Source organism: Mycolicibacterium rutilum (assembly GCF_900108565.1).
GTDB classification, from domain to species: Bacteria; Actinomycetota; Actinomycetes; order Mycobacteriales; family Mycobacteriaceae; genus Mycobacterium; species Mycobacterium rutilum.
In genome coordinates, this window is the sequence record NZ_LT629971.1 from 2,430,149 (window position 1) to 2,452,143 (window position 21,995).

Here is a 21,995-nt window from a genome sequence, read left to right on the forward strand (position 1 = left end):
CCGTCAGGCCGTCATGAGGTAGTCGGCCCGCCCGACGTACACGACGCCGGTCGGGTTCGGGGTGTTCGCCGCGTTGACGACCGCTGCTGCGAAGGTCGCGTCGCTCAGGTCGCCGGAGACCACGGTGAAGTGGACGTCGGCGTGGTGGAACTCCGAACGCATTGTGTACAGGGCGGTTTCGTTGGCCCGCATGCTGGCCGCGATCGCCGTGTAGCCCTTAGGGACGGCCTTGTTCGGGAAGAAGTGCGCCTGGTGGCTGGTGACGAAGATGATGCGACCGCCGGCCGGCATCAGCGGCAGTGCCCGCAGCGCGATGCGTCGCTGCGCGTCGCGGTCGACGCGCATGGCGGGGCTGAGCTCACCGGAGGTCAGGATCAGGGTGTCGAGTCGCCCGAACCGGGCGCCGATGGTGTCGACCATCGCGGCGGACTCGACCGCGGTGCCGGCCCGCACGACGTGGGTGTCGGCATCGGCGAGCAGGTGGGCGACGTCGGCGCCGATGCCCGTCGATCCGCCGGTGACCAGGGCGATCCGTGCAGGTTCGTGATGCATGTCGGCTTCCTTTCGTCGCTGCTGTGCGCCGGGTGCCCACCACCGTACAACAGTTTTTAAGAAAAATAAGACATAGATAAGGTCACAATAAGGTGTGCACGGGTGGGCCATCATGGACGGTGTGGAGTCGACCCGGATAGATCGATGGCTGTGGTCGGTCCGGTTGGCGAAGACCCGCCCGGACGCCGCCGAGGCGTGTCGCGGCGGACATGTGCGGGTCAACGGCCGGCCGGCAAAACCCGCGACGATGGTGTCGCCCGGTGACGAGGTGCGCGCCCGCATCGGGCAGAACACGCGCATCGTCGAAGTGCTGCGGGTGATCCACAAGCGGGTCGGCGCGGCCGACGCGGCGACCTGCTTCCTCGACCGGACACCGCGGCCGACGGTGACGGAGATCGTCCCGGTCGCTGCGCGAGACCGCGGAGCCGGCCGCCCGACCAAACGCGACCGCCGGATGCTCGAGAGGCTGCGGGCGGGCCGGATCCGCTGATCGCTGCAAGGATCGGGTCATGCCCTCTACCTACGTGAAGGCGTGCATCAACGGCGCGCGCACCCCGGACCAGCATCCCGGACTCCCGGTGACACCCGGGCAGTTGGCCGCCGCGGCGGTCAGCGCCCACGAGGCGGGGGCGCAAGCCGTGCACATGCATCCCAAGACCCCGGACGGCGTCGACTCGCTGCAACCCGACGTGGTGGGCGTCGCGGTCGAGGCGGTGCGCCACGCGTTGCCGGGCCTTCCGCTGGGCGTGACCACCGGTTACTGGGCGCTGCCCGACGAGCAGGAGCGCTATCGCACGGTCGAGGGCTGGCGGGTGCTGCCGGACTTCGCGTCGGTGAACTGGCACGAACCGGGCTCGGGGGACCTGGCGAAGCTGCTCCTGGACCGCGGGCTCGGCGTGGAGGTCGGCATCTTCCACGCCGAGGCCGCCGACTCCTGGGCGGCCTCCGAGGTGGCCCCGCACTGCATGCGGGTGATGATCGAACTCGCACGCGACGGCGATCCCGACATCGCCGACGACCTGCTGGCCCGCATCCGCGCCGCCGGGTCACCGGCGCCGGTCCTGCTGCACGGCCTCGACGAAAGCTGTTGGCCGCTACTGCAACACGCCGGTCTGCGCGGGTTGCAGACCCGCATCGGGATGGAGGACACGCTGCGACTGCCCGACGGGTCGACGGCGCCGGACAACGCCGCACTGGTGTCGGCCGCGCTGCACCTGCTCAGTCGGTAGGTGCGGCCAACGCGAAATCGGCGAAATCGAATCCGGGCACCACGACACAGCTGACCAGGGTGGGCGCGTCGTCGCGGGGACGGGCGCGCTGCCAGTGCCCGGGCGGCACGACGAACTGCGGCTGCTGCCCGTCCAGGATGTCGGTTCCGAGCAAATGCTCTGTCGCGCCGTCCTGTTCGGCCCCCACCTCGAGGACCAGGGGACTGCCGGAGTGGTGCAGCCACAACTCCGCGCTGCGGACGGTGTGCCACGCCGACTGCTGCCCCGGCATGAGCAGGAACAGGATGGCGGTCCCGGCGCTGCGGGGCCCGGTGTAGTCCGGCGGCAGCGCGGACTGCGGCACGGTCAGGTCGCTGCGCCAGGTTTCCCGGTACCAGCCGCCCTCCGGGTGAGGGGACAGATCCAGGCGGCGCGCCCAGTCGGGAAGTTCGGTCATCCCGGTACCGCCTTTCGGTGTTGGACACTCCACAGTAGAGACCGGATCGGCGCGTCACACCCGATAGGCTCGGGGGCATGTCGCGCCTGCGCCCCGGATGGCTGGTCGCGCTGTGCGGGGCGATCATCTCCGTGAGCGCGTGGCTGCCGTGGTTGACCGAGGGGTCCGGTCGCGTGACGGCGATCGGCGGGATCGTGGGGGACCTGCCCGCGCCTGCGCCCGGATTCGGGGTGGGACAACTGATCGTGCTGCTGGCCTCGGTGCTGATCGTCGCCGGGGCGATGTCGGCGCAGGGCCTGTCGGCGCGGCTGGCTTCATCTGCGGCGCTGGCTGTTTCGGTCCTGCTGCTCGTGCTGGCGGTGTGGTACTACCGGCTCTACGTCTATGCGCCGGTGTCCGCCGGGTACGGGTGGTATCTCGGTGTGGCGGTGGCGGGTGTCGCGGTGCTGTTGTCGGTGTGGACGATGGTGGCGGCCTGGGCAACGGCCCAACGCGCGCCGACCCGCGTGCAGTGAGCGGATTCGTCTCGCCGGTCCGCCTCGCCGGCGACCGCTGGGTGACGTTGGAACCGCTGAGCCGCGAGCATGTTCCGGAGATCGCCGCCGCCGCGGCCGACGGTGAGCTCGGCCGGTTGTGGTTCACCGCCGCTCCCGCCGCGGAGGCGGTCGAGCAGTGGGTCGACAACCGGTTGGCGGTTCAGTCGCCCGACACCGGGTTGACCTTCGTGGTCCGCCGACTCGACGGCCGACTGGTGGGCTCGTCGAGCTACATGAACGTCGACCCGCCCAACCGGCGGCTGGAGATCGGCAACACCTGGTATGTGGCCGACGCGCGGCGCACCGGTGTCAACTCCGAAACCAAGTTGCTGATGCTCGGCCACGCCTTCGACCAATTGGGTTGTGTTGCTGTCGAATTCCGGACGCACTTCTTCAACTTCACGAGCCGCGCGGCGATCGAGCGGCTCGGCGCCAAGCTCGACGGCGTGCTGCGCAGCCACCAGCTGCTGCCCGACGGATCGCGCCGCGACACCGTCGTGTACTCGATCCTCGACGTGGAGTGGCCCGCAGTGCGAAACAACCTGCGCCACCGGCTGAGCCGGCACTGAAACTGCGGGCAGATCGCCCTCTCGGGGGAGCGCGCGATCTGCCCGCTGTCTCGACGGTTACCCGGTTACCCGGCCTCGACGGTCGTCGGCTCGATCGACCTCTGGTCGTGGCCGACGGCCACCTCGATCTTGCGCGGCTTGGCGCGTTCGGCCATCGGGATGGTGACGCTGAGTACGCCGTTCTCGTAGGTCGCCGAAATGGCCGACGCGTCAATGCCTTCCCCGAGCGCCAGCTGCCGGCGGTAGGTGCCGAAGAACCGCTCGTTGGCCAGCCACTGCACGGACTCTTCGGAGCGTGCGGTGCGGTGCGCCGAAATGGTCAGCGTGCCGTTGTCGACGTTGACGTCCACCGAGCCGGGGTCAACCCCGGGCAGGTCGGCGGTCAGCAGGTAGTGGTCGTCGACCTTGCACAGGTCCATCGGCATGAACCGCGGTGAGCGATTCGATCCGGTCTGGCCGGTGAGCAGGCCGCGGGTCAGAGCATCGAGGTCACTGAACGGATCAAAGCGAAGCACAGCAATCCACCTCCTATGTCATCCAGAGCCCGCCACCCTGGCGGGCAGCCAAATCACTGTGCGTACCTGCGATGTTAGCACTCTACACAAGAGAGTGCTAGTCCGAGGTCGCGGAATTTTCGACGACGGAGATGGCCGTGCCGCGCAGCGGTCGGCGGCACTGATCACAGATCAGTACGGGGTCGAACCGGCGCCCGCACGCGGTGTGGGTGACGACGACGGCGGGCCCCTCGGGCGCCCGGTACCAGCGCTGCGCCCACTGCAGCGAGGTGATGACGACCGCGAACAGCGCGCGCCCTTTCTCGGTCAGCTCGTACCGGTTGCCGGTGCCGTCGAACACGCCGTTGGCGGTCAGAATGGTCAACCGGTCGGCGACCGATCCCGGCGGCGCGCCGAGCTGGGACTGGAAGTCGGTGAACCGGCGCAGCCCGACCATGCCGGCGACCACCAGCGCGAATCCCCACCTGTTCCCCACCACGCTCATGGTCTGGGGGAAAAGGCCTGCCGCGGCGGTCTCCGCGCGCCGCCGGGTGGCGGCCGCCGGGATCGAGCGCGACCATGATCCGCTCGGACCCCATTGCGCGACAACGTGTTCCACTTCAGCAACCGCTCCGCATGCGCGGCACGTCGCCGCAGGCGCGAAGTCGTGGCCGCATTCGAGGTGATGCATGTGCGGCAGCGGCTCGACGTGCTCGGGCACCCACCGGCGCTCCCACTCCCAGATCGACACCAGCACCGGCCACAGCGAGCGGCCCCGCGTGGTCGTGACGTACTCGAGCCGCGACGGCCGCGTCTGGTACTCGCGGCGCTCGAGCAGGCCCTCCTCGGTGAGCGAGCGCAGCCGCGCGCTCAGCACGGAGTTCGAGATCGGCAGCCGCGCTTTGAACTCCCCGAACCGCGTCGCCCCCAGCAGCGACTGCTGCATGACGAGCAGCGTCCACTCATCACCGAGCAGGCCCAGCATGCGGGCGACGGCGTTGGGCGCGCGCGACGCCACCTACAGGCCGATGGCCGCAGCCGCCGAATCCGACTCCCGCCAGCGCCGCAGCTCCGCGCCCGGCGCCCACGTCGAATGGGTGCCGCTCGAAACTCGTTCCGGCAGCGGCAACTTGCACACCGGACCGTCGGACACCCTGGCGGCGTCGAACACCAGGCAGTACGACGCGTCGGCGTTCATGTCGGTGGTGAGTGTGATCAGATATCCGTCGTCCTCGGCGGTGCCACCCACGCGGGGCGCCATCGCGGTCTCGCTGCCGAACACACCGTCGTCGAACACGAACCGCTGCTCGGTCCCGGTGTGCAGGTCGTGTTTGACCAGACCGTCGAACAGGAACCAGCCGGGCTTGCCGGTGGCGGCGTACGCGTAGCGATACGGCGTGCCCGCGTAACCGGCGTTGATCATGCCGAACTCGGTGATCGTGTCGGTCAGCTGTTCCTCGGTGGTCTGCCCGGTGACGAGGTTGAACCTCCAGCGGTGCAGCCGGGTCTGCAGCCGGTCGAGCGCGAGGAAGCGGAAAGCCCGCTCCCACTTCGATCCTGCGCCGGTGTCGACCGGGCTGGGGTCGCCCTCGAAGAAGCCGTCGAAGACGATCTCGTCGCCGTCTTCGTAGGCGTTGGTGAAGTGCAGCACGAACGTGGGGTCGGCCTCGAACCATTTGATGTCGGACGCCTGACCGCGGCGTGGGATCACCGCGAAGCGCGACGGCATGTCCGGATGGAAGCCGGGGAAGTGGATGTTCGCCTCGAGCAGCGTCGGGTCCCAGAACATCGGGAAGTCGTTGAGGATGGCGTAGTTCTCGGTGAACGCCATGTCGTGGGGCAGCCGCGGCCCGGGCAGCGGGACGTCTGTGAGGTGCACGAGGTGGTTGGCGTCGTCGACCACGCCGTAGCGCAGGTACGGCGCCTGCTTGCAGTAGGAGAAGAACAGCATCTCGCCGGTCCGATCGTCGACCTTCGGATGCGCCGACACGCCCCAATCGGTGGGGAACTGGCCGTGCCAGTCCTCCTTGCCCAGGGTGTCACCGGTGAACGGGTCGACGCGGTACAGGTCGCCGCACTGATAGTGGCTGGTCAGCGCGACGCCGCGGTGCACGACGACGTCGGTGCTCGACGCGTCCTTCATCAATGTCCGTGCGCCCCAGCCGTAGTCGCGCTTGGCGAGCTCGATCGGCTCGGCCAGGCCCGGCCACAGCGGGCCGCCCGCATCGTTCTCCTCGATCAGGCTGTCGGTCTGGACGAACCGGTTGCGGTAGAACGCCTTACCGTCGCGGAACCCGACCACGTGCACCATGCCGTCGCCGTCGAACGGGTGGTAGAACTTCAGCGCCGGATGCAGCGGGTTCTCGGTGTTGCGCAGGTAGACGCCGTCCAGGTCGCGCGGGATCTCACCCTCGACCGGCCGCAGATCGTCGGCTTCCCACTCGGTGCTCTGCGGACGCCAGGGCCCGGTGCGGTAGGGGTGGTCGTCATCGTCGGGCAGCGTCGACAGGTACTTCCCGACGATCTCCACGTTTGGCGTTCCCATCTCATTCCTTCCCGACGACGAAGCTCACAGTGGTGGCGGTGGATCCGCCGAAGTTCAACGTGCCGAACGTGTTTGCGCCCTCGACCTGGTAGTCGCCCGCGGTTCCGCTGACCTGCCGGGCCGCGTCGAGCAGCATCCTCACCCCCGATGCGCCGACGGGATGACCGCCGCCGATCAGCCCGCCGCTGGGGTTGATCGGCAGCCGACCGCCGACCTCGATCTCGCCGTTCTCGATGGCCTTCCACGACTCGCCCGGCCCGGTCAGGCCGATGTGGTCGATCGCGAGGTACTCGCTGGGGGTGAAGCAGTCGTGCACCTCGAAACCGTCGACGTCGTCGAGGGCGACGCCGGCGCGCGAGAACGCGTCGAGCACGGCCCCGCGCACGTGCGGCAACACGTAGGGTTCGCCGGCGCTGCGGTCGAGTTTCTGCTGCAGCCCGAGTCCGACGGTGCGATGGCCCCATCCGGTGATGCGGGCCAGCGGCCGCAACCCGGGGTGCTCGGCGAGGAACTCGTCGGTGGCCAGGACGACGCCCGCGCCGCCATCGGTCATCTGACTGCAGTCGAAGCGGCGCAGCTGGCCCTCGACGACCGGGTTGGTGACGTCGTCATCGGTCAGCGGATCGGGCACCAGCCATGTCCGCGTCTGCGCGTTCGGGTTGTTGCGGGCGTTGGCGAAGTTCAGCGATGCGATCGCGCGCAGGTGGGCGGCGTCGATGCCGTACCGCGTGTCGTACTCCGCGACGACCCGGTCGAACATGTAGGGCCACATGAACGTCGCGTCGCCGCCCTCGTGACCGGTCCATGCGGCGGTGCCGAGGTGGCGGGCGGCGAGGTCGCCGGGCACCGTCTTCTCGAGTTCGACACCGAGGACCAGGGCGGATCGGTAGGTGCCGGAGCGCAGATCGGCGATCGCGGAGAGAATCGCAATGCTGCCGGACGCGCAGGCGGCTTCGTGTCGCGACGCCGGTGTGTCCCAGAGGTCCTCGTGCACCGTGGCCGGCATCGCGCCCAAGTGGCCCTGGTTCGCGAACAACTCCCCGAAGGCATTGCCGAGGTGCACAACCTCGACGTCGCGGGCGTCCACCGATGCGGCCGCCAGGGTGCCGTCGACGACCTGCACGGTCAGGGCCGAGAAGTCGACGCCTTCACGAGTCAGGTTGCAGGCGAAATCGCTCTGGTAACCGCCGAGGATCCAGACATTGGCCGTGCCCATGCACCAGACGGTACTACAACTAAAAGAGTGACTCCGGCCGGAGCGCCGAAGGCGGCCCCGCCAGCTCTGAGCTGAACCGACGAGACCTCAACAGACGCGGCGGTCGACCGTCGCGGCTGTCTGCACACGACATGCCCAACCGGTTAGGAGCGCAAACAACCGTGTACTTCGTCGTGTCATCGGGAAGACTGCCTCCTATGGCCCCGCTGCGTACTCAACAACTCGCTGAACGGATGGCCGAGCTTGCTCGGGCCACGGCAGCGCCGCGCAGCGTCGAGCAGGTGCTCGAGGACGTCACCTCGACGGCGCGGGAGCTGATACCGGGCGCCGACACCGTCGGCGTGCTGCTCGTCGCCAAGGGCGGCACGTTCGAATCGCTGGCCGGCACGTCCGAGCTGCCGCACACCCTCGACGAGATTCAGATGAAGTACAACGAGGGGCCGTGTGTTCAGGCCGCGCTCAACGAGCAGATCCTCCGTACCGACGACTTCCGGACCGAACCGCGCTGGTCTCAATACTCTGCTGCCGCGGTGGAGCACGGGGTGCTCAGCGGGCTGTCGGTCAAGCTGTACACAGCCGAGCGCACGGCGGGGGCGCTCAACATGTTCGGCTCGCAACCGAACGCTTTCGACGCCGAGGACGAGACCATCGGCGCGGTCCTCGCGGCCCACGCGGCGGCGGCGATCCTGGCGAGCCGGGAGGGCGAGCAGCTGAAGTCGGCGATGTCGACGCGCGACCGGATCGGGCAGGCCAAGGGCATCATCATGGAGCGCTACGGCGTCGACGAGGTGCGTGCCTTCGAGATGCTCAAGCAGCTGTCGCAGGACAGCAACACCAAGCTCGCGGATGTCGCGCAGCGGGTCATCGACACCCGGTCTGGGACCTGAACCGCCCGGAAAAAATCTTGAAACGTAGGGAAACACCGGATTCCTCACGCGGTCGCAAGGAATACGGTTCTTCGTGTCGGTCCGTCACCTGATGACCTCCAGGTGGCGGGCCGCTTCTATGCCCCGCTAGGGCTGCACGCAGCCGACGCCGCCGAGCAGGTCGTCGACGGACACGCGCTGCTCGGCGGCCTGGGCCACCGCCTGCGCGACGCACATGCCGTACTGGGTCTGCGCCGAGTTGTAGTCGACGACGGACCAGATGCCGAAGGCGCCGATCAGCGCGGTGATCACGCCGAGCACGACGCGGTCCTTGGCCGAGATGACTTCCTCGAGAAACTCCACGATCGCGGGCCGGTAGCCAGCGGTTCGTTGACTTGTCATGAATCCCCCCGGGTCGAGCTGTTTGCTGATGATCGTACTAACGGCGTCGTCAATAGGAGGGGAATTTGCTGACGAAAATTCGTCCTCGAACGTTTCTAGTCCGCGGCGTCGGCAAGCAGGCCGAGCTGACGATAGATGTCGCGGCGCACCAGCGGCGCGGCGGAGTTGACCGGTAGGCCCGAGATCGCCCAGTCGTGATACTGCCCTGGGGCCACCACCATCGAGATCGGCGCGCCGATCTCCACCGCCCGTTCATACAGCCGCAGATTGCCGGGATACGTGATCTCCAATGTCCCGACATAGATCGTGGTCGGTGGCAGCGCCTGCAGGACCTCGGTCTCCATGCGCAACGGGCTTATCCGCGGGTCCTTGTCGACGACGCCGTCGAAGGTGTGGACGCCCGTCGAGAAGTATCTGACGGTGACTTCGTTGAAGAACGGGTCATCGATGCCCGCGCCGTCGTTCTCCGACGAATAGTCGGCCTGGCCCGAGATCACGACCATGCTCGCCGGCACTTCGTCGCCCCGCAGGATGAGCTCACGGGTAGCGGCGAACGCGTAGGTGTATCCCTGCGAGTCGGCGTAGACGCTGACGTTCTCGGCGCCACGCTCGCTGATCACATGCGAGAGGTAGTCCGCCATCCCGGGCGTGACGTTCAGCAGGGAACCCGCCTCGGTTGTCGCCAGCGGGTACAGCGGCACCAGCACCGTGGCCCCCGTGTCGCGGGCCATCTGCGTGTAGTCGAACCAGTGCAGCAGATTCGGCTGGACGATCGCCGCGCCACCGTGGATCGCGACCACGGTGGCGTCGGTCGGTTCGGGCGGCTCGAATTCCCATACCTTCCAGACGTTTCCCGGCGATACCTCGAACTCGGTCTTACGTGCGTTGAGCCCCAGCGTCAGTAAGAACGGCGGATCCTCGCTGGCGAGCAGTTCCCCGACGATGGCGGCGTAGGGGATCCCGAAGAAACCGGTGACGTCGCGGATCACCCGTAGGGCGGCGACCGTCAACTGGTCGATGATCGTCGGTGGCGGCGTGTAGGTCAGCGAGTTCTCGACCACTTGCGCCTCGGCCAGCGGCGTCGGAGCCGAAAGAGTCTCGAACTCGCGCCGTGCGAACGCCAACAGCGACCACGCGGCCGGCGCGCCGGCGGGCGCTTCTGGCGCGTCGCCGGTGGCAAACGGATCCGACAGGCCGCCAAGCACATTCGACACCGCAACGGCAATCTTCTCGACGGGCCGAGGGGGCGTGGACGCGGCCTCGGTAGGCGACGAATCCGTCTCTCGCACGGTGGGTTCGGCCACCGGAACGGTTGCCGGGGAGACGTCGACCGTCGGCACGGCGGGTTCGGCAGGTTCGGCGGGTTCGGCGGGTTCGGCGGGCTCAGCGTCCGGCGCAGTCGTCGACTCGCTCACCGCGGCAGAGGACGCGATCGTCGAATTCCGCGTCGAAGGCGCTTTGGCGGTGGTGCCGGAATGTGACTTCTTGTGGGACGGCCGGTCCTTCGCTGTCGTGGGCTCCGTTTCGGGGGGCTCAGTCTCGTCGGAGGGCTCGGTCGATGGCTCGGTGGACGGCGTGGTGCTGCCCGGAGAATCGTCGGTGTCCGGGGTGTCCGACGTCGTCTGTGCGTCAGTGGATGTCGAGGTCTCGGACGAAGAGTCGGATGACGGATCTGACGGTTCGGCCCGCGCGAGACCCTGTCCGGAGACCACAGCCACCCCGAGACCCACCATGGTGATAAGCCCAGCAAATCGACGCATGCCCGCACCGCCTCCTCGACGAGGGATGATCGGACGATAACAAGGCGAGCGGCAAAAGAAAACAGGCAGGCGGTGAAAAGAGGAGTAGCCCTCTTGGTGAACTCCTCAGCGCTACTGGTGCGGAGGACGGGTGAGTCTCCCGGCAGGATGCGAACTTGGAGTACGGCTCGGAGAAAGTCGCCGAGTTCGCCGAGCAACGGTACTGAAGATGGGTTTGGAGTGGCGTGTCGCTTGCCAGGGTGATGGGACCACCTGATTGCCAGGGGGATGGGACCACCGTGGCGCGTTATTGAGGATGCTTGTCGGCGGGGTCTGGGTCAAGCTGAGGGCGGGTTCGTTGGCGGTAGGACGGTCCTTCGATGACCAGGGTGTGCGCGGCGGGGGTCAGTCGGTCGATGGCTGATTGGGCCAGCAGGGTGTCGGCGGTCATGGTCAGCCATTCGGCGGGCTCGCGGTTCGACGTCATGATGGTGGTCTTGGCGCGGTGGCGCTCGACGACGATTTCGTAGAAGTCGCTGGTTTCGGTGGCGTCGAGGGGGCGTAGCGCGAAGTCGTCGATGATCAGAACGTCGACGGCGGCCAGTCGGCGGATCTCTGCGTCGACGGTGTGGTCCAGGCGGGCGGCGCGTAGCCGGGTGAACAGTTTGTCGGCGCGGCCGAAAACGACGGTGTGGCGGCGGCGAATAGCCATGTGGCCCAATGCTGTTGCCAGATGGGTCTTGCCGACGCCGACGGGCCCGAGGACGATCGCGGACTGGCCGGCATCGAGGAACCGTAGCGAGGTGAGATCACCGAGCAGGGTGCGGTCATAGCGCAGGTCGTCGTGGGCGGTCCAGGTGTCAAACCGCATGCTCGGATCGAGTCCGGCTTTGGCCGCTCGTAGTGCCGCGGAGCGGGATTCGCGTCGGGAGACCTCGTCAGCCAGCAGTGTTTCCAGGAAGCCGATGTGGCTGAGTTTGTGTTGTCGGGCCAAGGCGGCGCGTTCGGGCAGGGTGTCAGCCAGTGCACCGAGCTTGAGGGCTTTGAGCAGTCGGAGCAGATCAGCGCCGATCGGGTCGGTAGCTCCACGGGCGGTGGTAGTCATGTCAGCGGTTCTCCTCGGAAAAGATGGTCAATGATGTTGGGGTGGAGTTGAATTCGGAAGGATCACGGGCGAAGCGGGTCGCGGTGTGACCGACCGCTTTCGGCAGGGCCGGGGAGCTGGTCTCGGTGGCGCGCTCCAGCATGGAGGCGATCTTGTTCACCGAGACGACATCGAGATCCAGCGACAATGAACAGGCCTGTTCGACCCGGTCGGCGCCGTAGCGGCGCACCAGACCCAGCAGCCGGTAGACGGTACGCATCTTCGTCCAGGGCAGCCGGTCATCGAGGATGCGTTCGGCGTAGATCCCGACGTTGGGGCCGTGGGAGGCGCAGGTGGCGATCAACGCCGCCACATCACGCAGCGCGTAGCCGGTCTTGTGTTCGGGCAGATCAGCGGGGTCGGTGCTGCGCCCACCGGCCGGTTGGCGGGGATGGACCTTGACCAGCACGCCGCGGCGATAGAACTTCACCAGCTCGGTGTCGGCGCGCACGTCCAGGTACTGACCGATCCAGCATTCGGGCAGCGAATACAGGGCCTTGGCGACCTCGGCGTGGAAGTCGCGGTGGACCTTGACCCTCTTGAACACCGGCACGTCATAGACCTGCGGCACCGCCAACAGCCGGGGCTGCTCTTCGTCGGTGAACACCTCCAGCGGGCGTGCGCAGGTGGTGCCGTGGGTGCGGGTGCCCGCAGTGTCACGACACCACGCTGTGGCGGCGTCCTGCGCCTGCTGCAGACTGGTGAATGTTTCTCCGTCCCAGAAGTTTCGCCGCACGTACTGCACGGCGCGTTCCACCCGTGGCTTGTCTTTCGGCGAGGCCACCCTGGCGGGGTCGGTCAGAAACCCGCTATGCCCGGCGTAATCCAGCCAGCCCTGGCTGAACTGCGGGTTGACCGCGTCCGCGTCGGCGATCACCGGCTTGAGATTGTCGGGGATCAGCACGGCGAACACCCCGCCGAAGAACTCCCAGGCCGCCTCGCAGCCTGCGATCACCGCGGCCAGGGTCTGCGAGTACGACAACCACACGAACATGTGCCGGGAGTACACCGCGGTGAAGATCAGCGCGTGCACCTTGCGGCGGCGCCCGTCAGCAGCGTCGGTGAGCATCCCCAGGTAGCCGAAGTCGACCTGGCACTCCACTCCGGGATCGCCATCAGCGACCCGCACCGTGAGGTCTTTGCGGCCGAAACCGCAACGCTGGCTGGCGAATCGGTGCAACGTCCGATACGGCACCACACACCCCTGCCGGGCCAACAGGGTGTGGATCTTCGTGACCGTCAACGGCCGATGCTCACCGGTGCCGGCCACCCAGGCGGTGATCTGATCTTCGAAGCCCACCAGCTGCTCCCACGCCGCCCCGTGGCCATCGGGGCGCACCGGACGCACCGCCTCGGCAACCATCCCGATCAACGCATCATCGACCGCGCTGACGTCGTCGTCGCGACGCAAACCCGCCGCCTGGGCGGCCTCGACGTAGCGGCGCACCGTCTTGCGGTCCAGGCCGCAATGCGCGGCAATGCTGCGGTACCCCGGCGCCGGCAGTCCCACCACCCCCAGCCACACCCGCAGCACTTCCCTGATCTCATTCACACTGACCTCCCGAAAAGCCATGCCCGCCGACCTCCGTGACCTTGAGCCGTCACGGCGATCGAACGAACAAATGAAAAGACCACCGACGCGACGCGCCGGTGGTCCCATAACTGGCAATCCAGGTGGTCCCATCACCCTGGCAAAAATCAGGTCACACTGGTCCCATCCTCATGGCAGACGACATGGCGGACGATGCCCGTCCGTACCGGCCAAACCGCAGTGTGTCGTGAGTTCACTTATGAGGCGCCAAACACAGAGCAGCGGTCGATTCCGGCTCCGTAGCGGGGCCTCGTCGATACCACGGTTAAGGCGATAGACGCCACCTCAAGTGCGGTTGTCGCGTGTTACCTGCGCAACTTCCCCTTGATGGTGGCCTCACCTGGCGGGGACCGCTGAAAGAAACTTACCTACATCAATCGCAACTAGAGAATCGTTCCGCCATAGGATGCGCGGCGCATTCTTCCTGGAATGCAGCCTGCCTCCGGCAGGCGGCAGCGCAACGCGCGTTCAAGGTTCGTACCCGCCAGCGGTACATCGCGTAAGTAGGGCACTCAAGAGCTGGGGCCGGATGAGCGCGTCACGCGAGCCGGCGCTGTATTCGCTGATATCTATAGGGACATCGATGGCTCGGATGAGAGAAGATCACGATGGACGCCGTTAGCACGATGGACTGCATAGACAAGGATCGAGCACCTGCGCAGGCAAGGAGTCGAACGATGCAGACCACGCCCCCTCGTGATCTCTGGAATCCGTCCAATTACCTACTCCGAGTACGAGAAATGGTGCGACGAGTCGAGCCATTCTGCGACGGAAGTCTTCTCGAGATATGCCGACGATCGATGGGAACATTTCCGACGTTGGTTGCCCATTTCGCTGCGGGGCCCGTGCAGGATGGGGGCAACCACCACGATCATCGACTCCCCTACCCATCTCCTGCCCGCGGCGAGTGGTACTTCACGCACGGCAGCACTGCGCGTGTCATTGAGCACTTGGGATTCGCACCATTGATGATTGGCACCCCTAGCGTTGCGGAGTTGACATCAAACGGCACACTAATTGACTCAAGTCCTTGGCTATTTGAACGATTCAATATCACGCCGTCAACCAGGGTGATGAATGAAGCGGTCGAGACGCTGACGCAGCTGCCGAAGTCGGATTCGGCCGTCATTGATCCCCCCTGGTACGGACATGTCATGGAAGATTGGTTAAGGCGAGCTAGCAGTGCCGTTCACGTTGGAGGTCGAATTGTGGTCCCGCTACTCGGGGAGCTCACGCGGCCCAGTGCCAGAGCAGATAGGACGCGGCTACGGAAACTTATGGAATCTATTGGCCAGGTAGAGATCTTTGAACAAGCGATCGTGTATTCCACGCCGCTCTTCGAATCGAATGCTATGCGGCAGGCTGGAGTGGCATTAGATGGGCCTTGGAGGATTGCTGATATGGCGGTTATCGAGAACGCTCGGCCAATGTCTCAGCCGCAATCTTTTGCACTTGTAGAGGAATGGCGCGATTACCGCATTGGCGACGACATTATCAGCATTCGGAAGCTCCCTTTCGACAGCGGTAGGTCCCGCCTCGCGGGGACCGACGGACTTTCCAATGTCCGAACACTCGACAGTGTCAGCCGGCGGCACCCCCTCCTATTTGAAGCCAATTTGTGGAGCAGCCGGAATCGGATAGCGACAGTCGATGACTTGGCGTCGGCCCACCGAGCACTTGCATTGCTTAGCTCATCTCGGCCGGCGCCGGGCAGCGATTCTTTTGCTGCGCTGCTTCGCGATGAGATGCTGGGGGAAGCCGAGTGATAATTCTTCGGTACAGCGATTATGAGACTGACACGCTTGAATCACACATTGCGACGTTGGCCGACGGACCTGTCTTATGGGGATGGTGGAAGAAGCAACATGAAGGATTCCCGCACGACCTTCTGGAACGGGCAGCGAGGAGCGCGGCGGAGCGCGAAGTCAGAGTAGGCCTCGTCCATCGTGTTGATGAGAAGTTTGCAGTCGGCATTTGTAGTGAAGTTGTCTATCGCGGGGACGGAGAAGAGTTCGCGTCGCCGAACAAGAGTCGAACTCCGGAGTACTACCGAGACGAGCGCTGTGCTGCATGGTTCAATTTCAAGGACATAAACATAGTTTCTGAGGATTCGTGGGTCGACGAATTTGGCCCTGTCCCCAGCGGCGACTCGACGATCTTCGAAGCTCGACGTGCGCGTCCGGCTGATTACCCTGTGCCGGTCGTAGGTGCAACTGCGCAGCACGGCCAATCCGGGATTCTTCATATATCTGATCTGCATTTCGGGAGCGACCACGGATACTCGCGGCGGGCCGGCCCCACAAATCCTCCAATTCCCTTGGCTGAGAAGATCGTATCGGCGCTTCCTGTCCGCCCAGCTTGTGTTGTCGTATCAGGGGACCTCACGACCAGGGGTGAGTCGGATGGATTTCTGTCGGCTCGAATCTTTGTAGAAAAATTAACGGAGCTCCTGGATTTGCAACGCAACGCAGTTGTGCTAATACCAGGGAATCACGATATATTAATCGATGATCCTACCGTAACCCGGGACTTCAGAAATGAGCAGGCTTTTCGGGATCACCTGCAAATATTTTACGGGGCCGCCACCGAACTAGAGCGGGTGCACGATATCCGTGACGTATCTGGGCGTCACTATGTCATTGGCGCTCTAAACTCATCGCGGCCAAGATTGAAGGAAAATATGGACTATGGTTATGTGGGTATAGACCGGAGTGCCCCAGTATTCAAAACGGTGAGGATTTGTGCAGACCTCGCTCGGTCAGCCACATGGACTGCCGTCGCTTTGCACCATCATGTACTTCCCGGTTCGCACGTCGAGGAACCCGAGAATAAGCGCCCTGTCAGCATGACTTTGGATGCCGGCGAGATCGTGTCGCTCGCACACACAGAGCGTATAGATGCTGTGTTACACGGACACCAGCATCTGCCTTTTATTGGCCAAGTAGCGAGGGTCGCAGAATTTACCCTCGACGGCGCGACCCAGAACACTCCGATATCCCCTGTTACCGTGCTTGGAGCAGGCTCTGCCGGTGTCCAGCGTCCTCGAATACCGGATCCAGTCGGGTTTAATACCTTCAGTTTCTATAGGCCGTTCGACGTTCCGACAGCAACTCTAGTCGAATGTTTCGGTTATCTCGAGCAACGAAATGTTCATCCATTGTGGAGTTTGACTGTGTGAGCCCCTAAGTGTCAACGGCCGCCACCGAACCGGCCTCCCGATCTTTCGTCAGGACCACAACGTCACAGCAAGTGACGCCACCGAAGGATTGAAGGAGTACTGCGCGATATCCGCAGATCAAAGCGGGCGTACGGCCATTCCGATGTTTTGCGGCATCAGTAACGAGACAGCGCTGGGCCTGCGACACCTCGGGTACAGTAAGCGTGCGCGCTCCCCGGGGTCCGCCTTGAAGGTGGTCCAAAGCCAGCACCATCGGCTATTCGGCGCTGATTCCCACTTCCTCCAATAACTTGCGAACCTCCGAAAGATATTGATCTTTGTCGGTCCAATTATAAAGAACTGCATCTGCAAGTTTCAATAAGTGCGGTACATTTGACTCAACCTCAGATTCGCGGAGTGAAGCAAACTTCAAGAAGTCCACGTCAGGGTTCTCGCGCCTTCTGTAGAACTCATACGCGATGTCGACGGGAGTCATCACATAGACGATGTTGGTTCTAAGGTCACTAAGCGCTTTCAGGCGCTGGTAAGTACTTACGTGCCTAATTCCATCAACGATTACTCGGCCCGCGTCCGTATCGTGGGCCTCCTTGGCCAGCGCTTGCGCAAGTCGGGCAGGGCCGTCAGCGCTGACTATGAAGTCCACCGCCAAGGCTTGGAAAGTCACCCGGTCAGTTTCGGGCACAGGGGCTACTCCCATCAGTTTTGCGAGTACCTTGCCACTGTTGATTTCGACGTATCCATAACTCTCGCGAAGGAGCTGGACAGCTTCCGTTTTGCCGCTACCGATTGGCCCGACAACGCACATAATGTGGGGCTGGAGGAACGGCTTTTTGCGGACCACATGAAACGCTGCGCCCTCAGCGACCAGATGAGGGGCGAATACTCGGAGCGCCAGCTGTGACCAATACTCGAATCGGACGAGGTCTACATTCTCTCCTCGTCTTAGCCATCGCAGCTGATTGATCGACTTTTCGCCTCGCTGTGGACTGTCCCAGTATGAATCGTCCGACACCTTATACTCGAGCAGCACAGCAAAGTGTCTACGACCAACAGGGGATGAGTCGTCATTGAGGAGGCCGATCACCCTGATACCTTTGTTCGCTGCTAGCCGTAGCTTGTCAGCTGTCGGAAGCTTCAACTCCTCGTTAAGCTCGCGAGCCGCGGCTCTTAGTATCCCAGCGTCATCGTCCGCGAAGAGATCGCGATCTTCGGCATTTACATGTCCGCCGAACCCCACGCACCCCAAACCGCGAAGCATGTCTTCCGTTCGGTTGTAGCTACCTCGCTGGTAACACAAGACCTCATCTCCCCGTGTGACAAGGATATAGGTGAGAACCTGCTTGTGATCGTCATCTGACTCGGCGAAGGAACGGTCCAGCTCGGTACACGCAGCCCCTCGGAAAAGCGCTGAGTAGTAATCGTCAGCATCCCGCTTTATGCCCTGGAAGCGACCAAGTCGCTGTAACTCCAGATGGTGGAACACAACGACTCGTTCATTGGACGGCGGTGGGCGCCATGGTTCGCTCTCATAAATGCTATTTGACGTTTCTTTTAGGAGGTCGCGCACGAAGAATCGCCCCGGAGACGTACGTACAAACGTAGAATCCTCGCCCCGTGTTCTGATATGAACGCTTAACTTAGACTTCAGTGTTTGCCATGGAGTCCGGCCCGACATAGAATCTGAGAATAGGCCGTTATCGCGTCCGTAGTCATAAATTTCCTTGGCGCTCATCGGCGTTTTGTGATCGCGTATCGCGATCTCCGCAATGGCCAAGAATTGACTTACCACCGAAGCCCCCTAGAGCGGGGTGTCGTTTGAAGCAGTTCCATCTTCTGGAGTAAGTTGCTGATGCGCTGCCTTGTGAATCCTAACGACTTTGATACCAGCAGTAATTCGTCTTGAGGCTTGCGGTACTCGATCTGCGGAGCTAAGTTGGAGTTGCGCTGAATTACGAAGCCGAAGAATAGGCTCTTATCGTATAGTCTAATCACATCACGATGCGCGGCGTTCGAAACAACAACTCGTCTGCCTCTGCTCGCCGCGCTGTTGCACAAATCGGCAAGACGAAGTTGGTCATTCCATCGAAATATCGTCTCGTTGTACCGTAGGAATCCGTTGTTGTTGTGCGTGACGGTGTACGGCGGATCGCAGTATATGAAATCCGCCGGTCCAGACGGCTCAGAGAAAGTCTCTTCGAAGTCTGAGGCGTAGAATTTGGCTCTCTTTAGTGCGATGCTATACGCTCGTAAAGTAGGTAATGTTGGTAAGGAAGTCTCGGGTTTGCATCCATACGGGACATTAAATTCGCCTCGTGCGTTAACTCGCCATATTCCGCCGAATGCTGTCCGATTTAAGTAGATCATTCTCGCAGCGATTCTCGCTTTGAGAGCTGGCCGCTCTGCTCGAATCCGGTAGAACGTATCCGCATCGATACGCATGTCACCCAATTCAGCAAACACTTTGGCCGGGTGGCGAGTCAGCGTCCTATACGTTGATATGAGGGTCCGGTTTGCATCACCGAGCACCGCGCGCTCGGGGCCGGCAGCGAAGTACAGAGCCGCCCCTCCGGCGAACGGTTCAATCAGCCTTGTAGATGCCGATATATTGTATAGCTGGGCTAAAGATGGCGCTAGCCATTGTTTGCCCCCTGCCCATTTGAGCAGTGGCCGCAGCTGTTGTCTAACGTTTGACGCCTTCAGTAGGTGATCTGCCACAAATCTGGCTCGTTTGTCCTACGCCACGTCAAGAACGCGAGCATGGCCTTTGTTGATTGAGACATCTGGATTTTCTTTTCCAGTCCGAATGACTCGACGATTTCAGCGTAAGTCAGTTGGTCCGGATTGTCGCCAGTGGGAACGAAGACTGTGTCCCAGTAGAAGTCTCGGTCGCCTCGAGGTGCATCGCTGATCGTGCCTTGTGTTTCTCCCTCGAATGTGTACACCTTCATACCGTCACAATATGCTACGACCGCTTTCGCTGCAGCTTTTCTCCCAGAAGACCGGGTCTCTTCAATGAAGTTCTCTGCCAACGTATTCCACATGGGTTTAGTCAGTCCGCCTGGATAGCTGTGGCTACGGTATTCGTCAAAAATCAAGCCTGCATGTTCCACAATGCAGGGCACTTTGAGTTGTGCGTAAGCCTGCTTCACTTCCTCTGTGACCATCGCCTCGATGCGCACCTCGAGTGTCTCAGGAATTGACAACTCACGTATGCGGAAGTCGAATATGTCGTCGATCGATGAACCGTCCGGTAATGTAGCCATTTGCCTAAATGTTACGTTTTCTTCTTGTTTGAATCTGTTAGATGTCACGTAGTTCACGGTGAGCTTAGGCATCTGCCAATCCCTCTATAATTTTTACTGTGTCCTCAGTACGGTGGGACGACCTAATCGGAATGACCTCGATATTTCGCGCCCTAAATAGTTCAGCTTCGAAATCTGAGGGGTCGGCGACAACTATATAAGCGCGGCGACCTGTAGCAGCGAGGGGCAGGGGTCCAAACTGATCGTTGACAATTCGAAACAGATAGGACACATTCCAGTCGCGGAAGCTGTAGCCCAAGAAAAGGATGGCTCTACCAAGAACGTCTGAGAGCAGTCGCTGATCTTCGACCTCGGCAAGTTTTAACCGGCGCTCGTAGTCGGATTCAGAAAGCACCATTCGCTCTGGGTTTGATAGGTCTCCGTGAAACTTCACAATTTCAACCGCGTCCGCCACGGTGCCACTTGCTTTCTTTTTCATTGCGGAGGCAATGTGAGATTCGACCGCCACCGGATATGCCATGCGTCCGTGGAGCCCTAAGCTCCGCTCGATGAAGTCGTCGTAGTTTGTGGTGTAAAATAGATCGCAGTTCGTTAATTGCGCCAAGGCCGTATGAATCGCGGAGTCGCGTAGCGCCTCATCAGGTGCTCTCATTTCGTTGAGGAACCAGTTTCGAAGCTCGGCTAATTGCTGATGACTTTTGATTCGGTAATATTCGAGTATTTGCAGATCGGATCCGCGAACTCGCAGGAGTTCTGGATCCTCGAATCCCATCATGCGCCCCGCCTGGTCTACCAGCTCCTTCCAAGAAGGTCCGCGATGTGATTTTCCGTCGGGCGTCTCCCAACTTACCGACATCGAAATGCCGGCTCCGATGAAGGGAATTAGGCGTCCCTCCTTATATCGCGCTTTAAGGTCGCGGGGTAGCTGACAATTCATTAAGGGCGCCTTGCGACGATGCGTGTCAACGAGTGACTGTGCGCGATGTTGTTGTTCGGATGTGATTCATGAAGGTCAAGATCGGTGGCGGTGAGCACCGTCCACTTCGCATACAGGGAGACGTAGTAATCATGTGGCTGAAGCGTCGGTCTGAAACCCGGGTGTCCTCTGAGGTCTTGGGCACGGTCGTTAAATGTCGCCAATACGTTCCAGCCGCCCGGCCTTGTAGCTGTCTGCATCCGCTGTACTATTAGAGGAATAACGTCGATGGATAAGCAGTGCAGCAGCCCGTACGCGACGATAAGCCCAAATTCTTTGTCTCCAAGTTCAAATTCGGCGCAATCGGCGTTGACCCAGTTGACGTTTGAGTCTGGCCACAGTCGTCGAGCATGCTCGAGTGCTGTTTCCGAAATTTCCACACCCGTTACTTGGCACCCTCTTTTCGCAAGCCACGCTGCATTCGTGCCTTCGCCGCATCCGAGGTCGAGTACTCTGAGATCCTGTAGGTCAGCCTCTTGGGCTAGATTCTCGAGCGCGCTCGCTACACGTGACGGCCAGAACCGTGGGCAGGCGCGGTAGCCTTCGTCGTACCCGCCTAGGCCTGACGCGCCCGTGGATGACGGCTGATTGCTGCTCGATATGGCCATGGGCTCTTTTATCACAACCACAGTTGAGTTCGACGGAAGTGCAGGCATGTCTACCAACACTGAGTGGCATTCCGTGTTCTACCCATGCAGGCGCAATTTGAGATCCGCACCGGCGGGCCGACTTCGGGCCGGCTTTCCCGATGCGGATGTAGAAGCGCAGTAGTTCATCGTCGATGTGGACGTCGCAACGCGAACCGGCGTAGTGCTGGCCCAGGCTGACCTGTTGCCAGGACACGCAGACCACGCCGTTGGTGGTCACCTTGCGGCTCACCCAATCCGAACCGGTGCGCTCATCGCTGAGGCCCTGCGCTGGTGGAGGCGCCGATACCACGGTCGCTTGTTGGCCGAAGCGAGAGACCGGGGTCGCCATCTGCAGGGCCTGATGCGGGCGGTCGCTGTTGTAGAACCTCACCCACTCGTCGAGAGCTTGTTGTGCGACCCGCAGATTGGTGAAAGGTTTGCGGCCGCTGAGGAATTCGGCGCGAAGACTACGGTGAAACCGTTCGATCTTGCCGGTCGTGGTCGGACTGCGCGGCTGGGTCAGGATGTGGTCGATGCCGTGCGTGCTCGCGGCAGATCGCGTCGAACAGAACCTCGACCGGAGGGTGATTAAACCGGCCAGTGAAGACCTTGCCGTTGTCGGGAGCTTGT

The 21,995-nt window shown here is 62.7% G+C and carries 21 protein-coding genes and 2 pseudogenes; 6 read left to right on the forward strand and 17 right to left on the reverse strand.

What is annotated here, in order from left to right; all coding sequences use genetic code 11:
• Nucleotides 1-3: 3 nt before the first annotated feature.
• Complete coding sequence (locus tag BLW81_RS11920) at nt 4-552, reverse strand: Rossmann-fold NAD(P)-binding domain-containing protein (protein WP_083407359.1); 549 nt, start codon at nt 550-552, stop codon at nt 4-6.
• Between the two features lie 112 nt (nt 553-664).
• Between BLW81_RS11920 and BLW81_RS11925 the strand changes: the two genes are divergently transcribed.
• Both BLW81_RS11925 and BLW81_RS11930 read left to right on the forward strand, forming a co-directional pair.
• Complete coding sequence (locus tag BLW81_RS11925) at nt 665-1,042, forward strand: Hsp15 family ribosome-associated heat shock protein (RefSeq protein ID WP_157897929.1); 378 nt, start codon at nt 665-667, stop codon at nt 1,040-1,042.
• Nucleotides 1,043-1,061: 19 nt separating this feature from the next.
• Nucleotides 1,062-1,781 (forward strand): 3-keto-5-aminohexanoate cleavage protein, encoded by a 720-nt coding sequence (locus tag BLW81_RS11930; RefSeq protein ID WP_083407360.1) that lies wholly within the window; start codon nt 1,062-1,064, stop codon nt 1,779-1,781.
• Here the strand turns inward: BLW81_RS11930 and BLW81_RS11935 are convergent.
• Nucleotides 1,771-2,217, reverse strand: coding sequence for a cupin domain-containing protein (locus BLW81_RS11935; RefSeq protein ID WP_083407361.1), 447 nt, complete (start codon nt 2,215-2,217; stop codon nt 1,771-1,773). The genes BLW81_RS11930 and BLW81_RS11935 overlap by 11 nt on opposite strands.
• A gap of 77 nt (nt 2,218-2,294) precedes the next feature.
• On the opposite strand from BLW81_RS11935, the gene BLW81_RS11940 reads away from it, so the two are divergent.
• Together BLW81_RS11940 and BLW81_RS11945 are read left to right on the forward strand one after the other, a co-directional pair.
• Nucleotides 2,295-2,732 (forward strand): hypothetical protein, encoded by a 438-nt coding sequence (locus tag BLW81_RS11940; protein WP_083407362.1) that lies wholly within the window; start codon nt 2,295-2,297, stop codon nt 2,730-2,732.
• The gene (locus tag BLW81_RS11945; RefSeq protein WP_083407363.1) at nt 2,729-3,322 is read left to right on the forward strand and encodes a GNAT family N-acetyltransferase; all 594 of its coding nucleotides are present in this window, start codon (nt 2,729-2,731) and stop codon (nt 3,320-3,322) included. The genes BLW81_RS11940 and BLW81_RS11945 overlap by 4 nt, the downstream gene beginning before the upstream one ends.
• 65 nt (nt 3,323-3,387) lie before the next feature.
• Here the strand turns inward: BLW81_RS11945 and BLW81_RS11950 are convergent, their stop codons facing one another.
• The 4 genes from BLW81_RS11950 to BLW81_RS11965 form a co-directional block, all read right to left on the reverse strand.
• The gene (locus BLW81_RS11950) at nt 3,388-3,837 is read right to left on the reverse strand and encodes an Hsp20/alpha crystallin family protein (protein WP_083407364.1); all 450 of its coding nucleotides are present in this window, start codon (nt 3,835-3,837) and stop codon (nt 3,388-3,390) included.
• A gap of 97 nt (nt 3,838-3,934) precedes the next feature.
• Complete coding sequence (locus BLW81_RS11955; protein ID WP_083410480.1) at nt 3,935-4,801, reverse strand: winged helix-turn-helix transcriptional regulator; 867 nt, start codon at nt 4,799-4,801, stop codon at nt 3,935-3,937.
• Nucleotides 4,802-4,834: 33 nt separating this feature from the next.
• Nucleotides 4,835-6,361: a carotenoid oxygenase family protein gene (locus tag BLW81_RS11960; RefSeq protein WP_083407365.1), complete on the reverse strand. Its 1,527-nt coding sequence runs from the start codon at nt 6,359-6,361 to the stop codon at nt 4,835-4,837.
• 1 nt (nt 6,362) lies between these two features.
• Complete coding sequence (locus BLW81_RS11965) at nt 6,363-7,577, reverse strand: acetyl-CoA acetyltransferase (RefSeq protein WP_083407366.1); 1,215 nt, start codon at nt 7,575-7,577, stop codon at nt 6,363-6,365.
• A gap of 197 nt (nt 7,578-7,774) precedes the next feature.
• Between BLW81_RS11965 and BLW81_RS11970 the strand changes: the two genes are divergently transcribed.
• Complete coding sequence (locus tag BLW81_RS11970; protein ID WP_083407367.1) at nt 7,775-8,464, forward strand: GAF and ANTAR domain-containing protein; 690 nt, start codon at nt 7,775-7,777, stop codon at nt 8,462-8,464.
• Between the two features lie 126 nt (nt 8,465-8,590).
• Here BLW81_RS11970 and BLW81_RS11975 read toward each other — a convergent pair whose 3' ends face one another.
• The 4 genes from BLW81_RS11975 to istA all read right to left on the reverse strand — a co-directional run bounded on the left by BLW81_RS11975 (nt 8,591) and on the right by istA (nt 13,301).
• Entirely contained in the window at nt 8,591-8,845 is a 255-nt protein-coding gene (locus BLW81_RS11975) for a hypothetical protein (protein WP_157897668.1), read from the reverse strand.
• 95 nt (nt 8,846-8,940) lie between these two features.
• Nucleotides 8,941-10,260, reverse strand: coding sequence for an alpha/beta hydrolase (locus tag BLW81_RS11980; protein WP_157897669.1), 1,320 nt, complete (start codon nt 10,258-10,260; stop codon nt 8,941-8,943).
• Between the two features lie 631 nt (nt 10,261-10,891).
• Nucleotides 10,892-11,689 (reverse strand): IS21-like element helper ATPase IstB, encoded by a 798-nt coding sequence (gene istB, locus BLW81_RS11985; RefSeq protein WP_083407370.1) that lies wholly within the window; start codon nt 11,687-11,689, stop codon nt 10,892-10,894.
• 1 nt (nt 11,690) lies between these two features.
• Nucleotides 11,691-13,301 carry an IS21 family transposase gene (gene istA / locus BLW81_RS11990; RefSeq protein ID WP_083406450.1) on the reverse strand — a complete coding sequence of 537 codons (1,611 nt, stop codon included), beginning with the start codon at nt 13,299-13,301 and terminating at the stop codon, nt 11,691-11,693.
• A 1,780-nt stretch (nt 13,302-15,081) separates the two neighbouring features.
• Here istA and BLW81_RS30270 point away from each other — a divergent pair.
• Complete coding sequence (locus BLW81_RS30270; protein WP_083407371.1) at nt 15,082-16,497, forward strand: m6dAMP-activated NAD phosphoesterase MisA; 1,416 nt, start codon at nt 15,082-15,084, stop codon at nt 16,495-16,497.
• Between the two features lie 256 nt (nt 16,498-16,753).
• Here the strand turns inward: BLW81_RS30270 and BLW81_RS12000 are convergent, their stop codons facing one another.
• From BLW81_RS12000 to BLW81_RS12025, 7 genes and pseudogenes are all read right to left on the reverse strand, one after another.
• Nucleotides 16,754-17,980: a hypothetical protein gene (locus BLW81_RS12000; RefSeq protein ID WP_235632242.1), complete on the reverse strand. Its 1,227-nt coding sequence runs from the start codon at nt 17,978-17,980 to the stop codon at nt 16,754-16,756.
• Nucleotides 17,981-18,067: 87 nt separating this feature from the next.
• A pseudogene (locus BLW81_RS30275) lies at nt 18,068-18,286 on the reverse strand (winged helix-turn-helix domain-containing protein); the annotation flags it as partial.
• A complete protein-coding gene (locus tag BLW81_RS30280; RefSeq protein WP_083407373.1) occupies nt 18,280-19,212 on the reverse strand; it encodes a DNA adenine methylase in 933 nt (310 codons plus the stop codon). The pseudogene BLW81_RS30275 and the gene BLW81_RS30280, both read right to left, overlap by 7 nt.
• Nucleotides 19,194-19,832: a non-canonical purine NTP pyrophosphatase gene (locus BLW81_RS12010; protein ID WP_083407374.1), complete on the reverse strand. Its 639-nt coding sequence runs from the start codon at nt 19,830-19,832 to the stop codon at nt 19,194-19,196. The genes BLW81_RS30280 and BLW81_RS12010 overlap by 19 nt, the downstream gene beginning before the upstream one ends.
• A complete protein-coding gene (locus BLW81_RS12015) occupies nt 19,825-20,535 on the reverse strand; it encodes an SIR2 family NAD-dependent protein deacylase (RefSeq protein ID WP_197680365.1) in 711 nt (236 codons plus the stop codon). Before BLW81_RS12015 ends, BLW81_RS12010 begins: the two co-directional genes overlap by 8 nt.
• A 161-nt stretch (nt 20,536-20,696) precedes the next feature.
• Nucleotides 20,697-21,392 (reverse strand): class I SAM-dependent methyltransferase, encoded by a 696-nt coding sequence (locus BLW81_RS12020; RefSeq protein WP_083407376.1) that lies wholly within the window; start codon nt 21,390-21,392, stop codon nt 20,697-20,699.
• A 97-nt stretch (nt 21,393-21,489) separates the two neighbouring features.
• Nucleotides 21,490-21,985: pseudogene (locus BLW81_RS12025) on the reverse strand (integrase core domain-containing protein); the annotation flags it as partial.
• Nucleotides 21,986-21,995 lie beyond the last annotated feature (10 nt).

Coding starts and splice junctions, on each gene's coding strand:
- BLW81_RS11955 (WP_083410480.1), bottom strand. CDS start 4,801: ATGCTGGGCCTGCTCGGTGATGAGTGGACGCTGCTCGTCATGCAGCAG.
- BLW81_RS12010 (WP_083407374.1), bottom strand. CDS start 19,832: ATGCCTAAGCTCACCGTGAACTACGTGACATCTAACAGATTCAAACAA.
- BLW81_RS11975 (WP_157897668.1), bottom strand. CDS start 8,845: ATGACAAGTCAACGAACCGCTGGCTACCGGCCCGCGATCGTGGAGTTT.
- BLW81_RS11970 (WP_083407367.1), top strand. CDS start 7,775: ATGGCCCCGCTGCGTACTCAACAACTCGCTGAACGGATGGCCGAGCTT.
- BLW81_RS12020 (WP_083407376.1), bottom strand. CDS start 21,392: ATGCCTGCACTTCCGTCGAACTCAACTGTGGTTGTGATAAAAGAGCCC.
- istA (WP_083406450.1), bottom strand. CDS start 13,301: ATGGCTTTTCGGGAGGTCAGTGTGAATGAGATCAGGGAAGTGCTGCGG.
- BLW81_RS11920 (WP_083407359.1), bottom strand. CDS start 552: ATGCATCACGAACCTGCACGGATCGCCCTGGTCACCGGCGGATCGACG.
- BLW81_RS12015 (WP_197680365.1), bottom strand. CDS start 20,535: ATGATGGGATTCGAGGATCCAGAACTCCTGCGAGTTCGCGGATCCGAT.
- istB (WP_083407370.1), bottom strand. CDS start 11,689: ATGACTACCACCGCCCGTGGAGCTACCGACCCGATCGGCGCTGATCTG.
- BLW81_RS11935 (WP_083407361.1), bottom strand. CDS start 2,217: ATGACCGAACTTCCCGACTGGGCGCGCCGCCTGGATCTGTCCCCTCAC.
- BLW81_RS11960 (WP_083407365.1), bottom strand. CDS start 6,361: ATGGGAACGCCAAACGTGGAGATCGTCGGGAAGTACCTGTCGACGCTG.
- BLW81_RS11930 (WP_083407360.1), top strand. CDS start 1,062: ATGCCCTCTACCTACGTGAAGGCGTGCATCAACGGCGCGCGCACCCCG.
- BLW81_RS11940 (WP_083407362.1), top strand. CDS start 2,295: ATGTCGCGCCTGCGCCCCGGATGGCTGGTCGCGCTGTGCGGGGCGATC.
- BLW81_RS11965 (WP_083407366.1), bottom strand. CDS start 7,577: ATGGGCACGGCCAATGTCTGGATCCTCGGCGGTTACCAGAGCGATTTC.
- BLW81_RS11925 (WP_157897929.1), top strand. CDS start 665: ATGGACGGTGTGGAGTCGACCCGGATAGATCGATGGCTGTGGTCGGTC.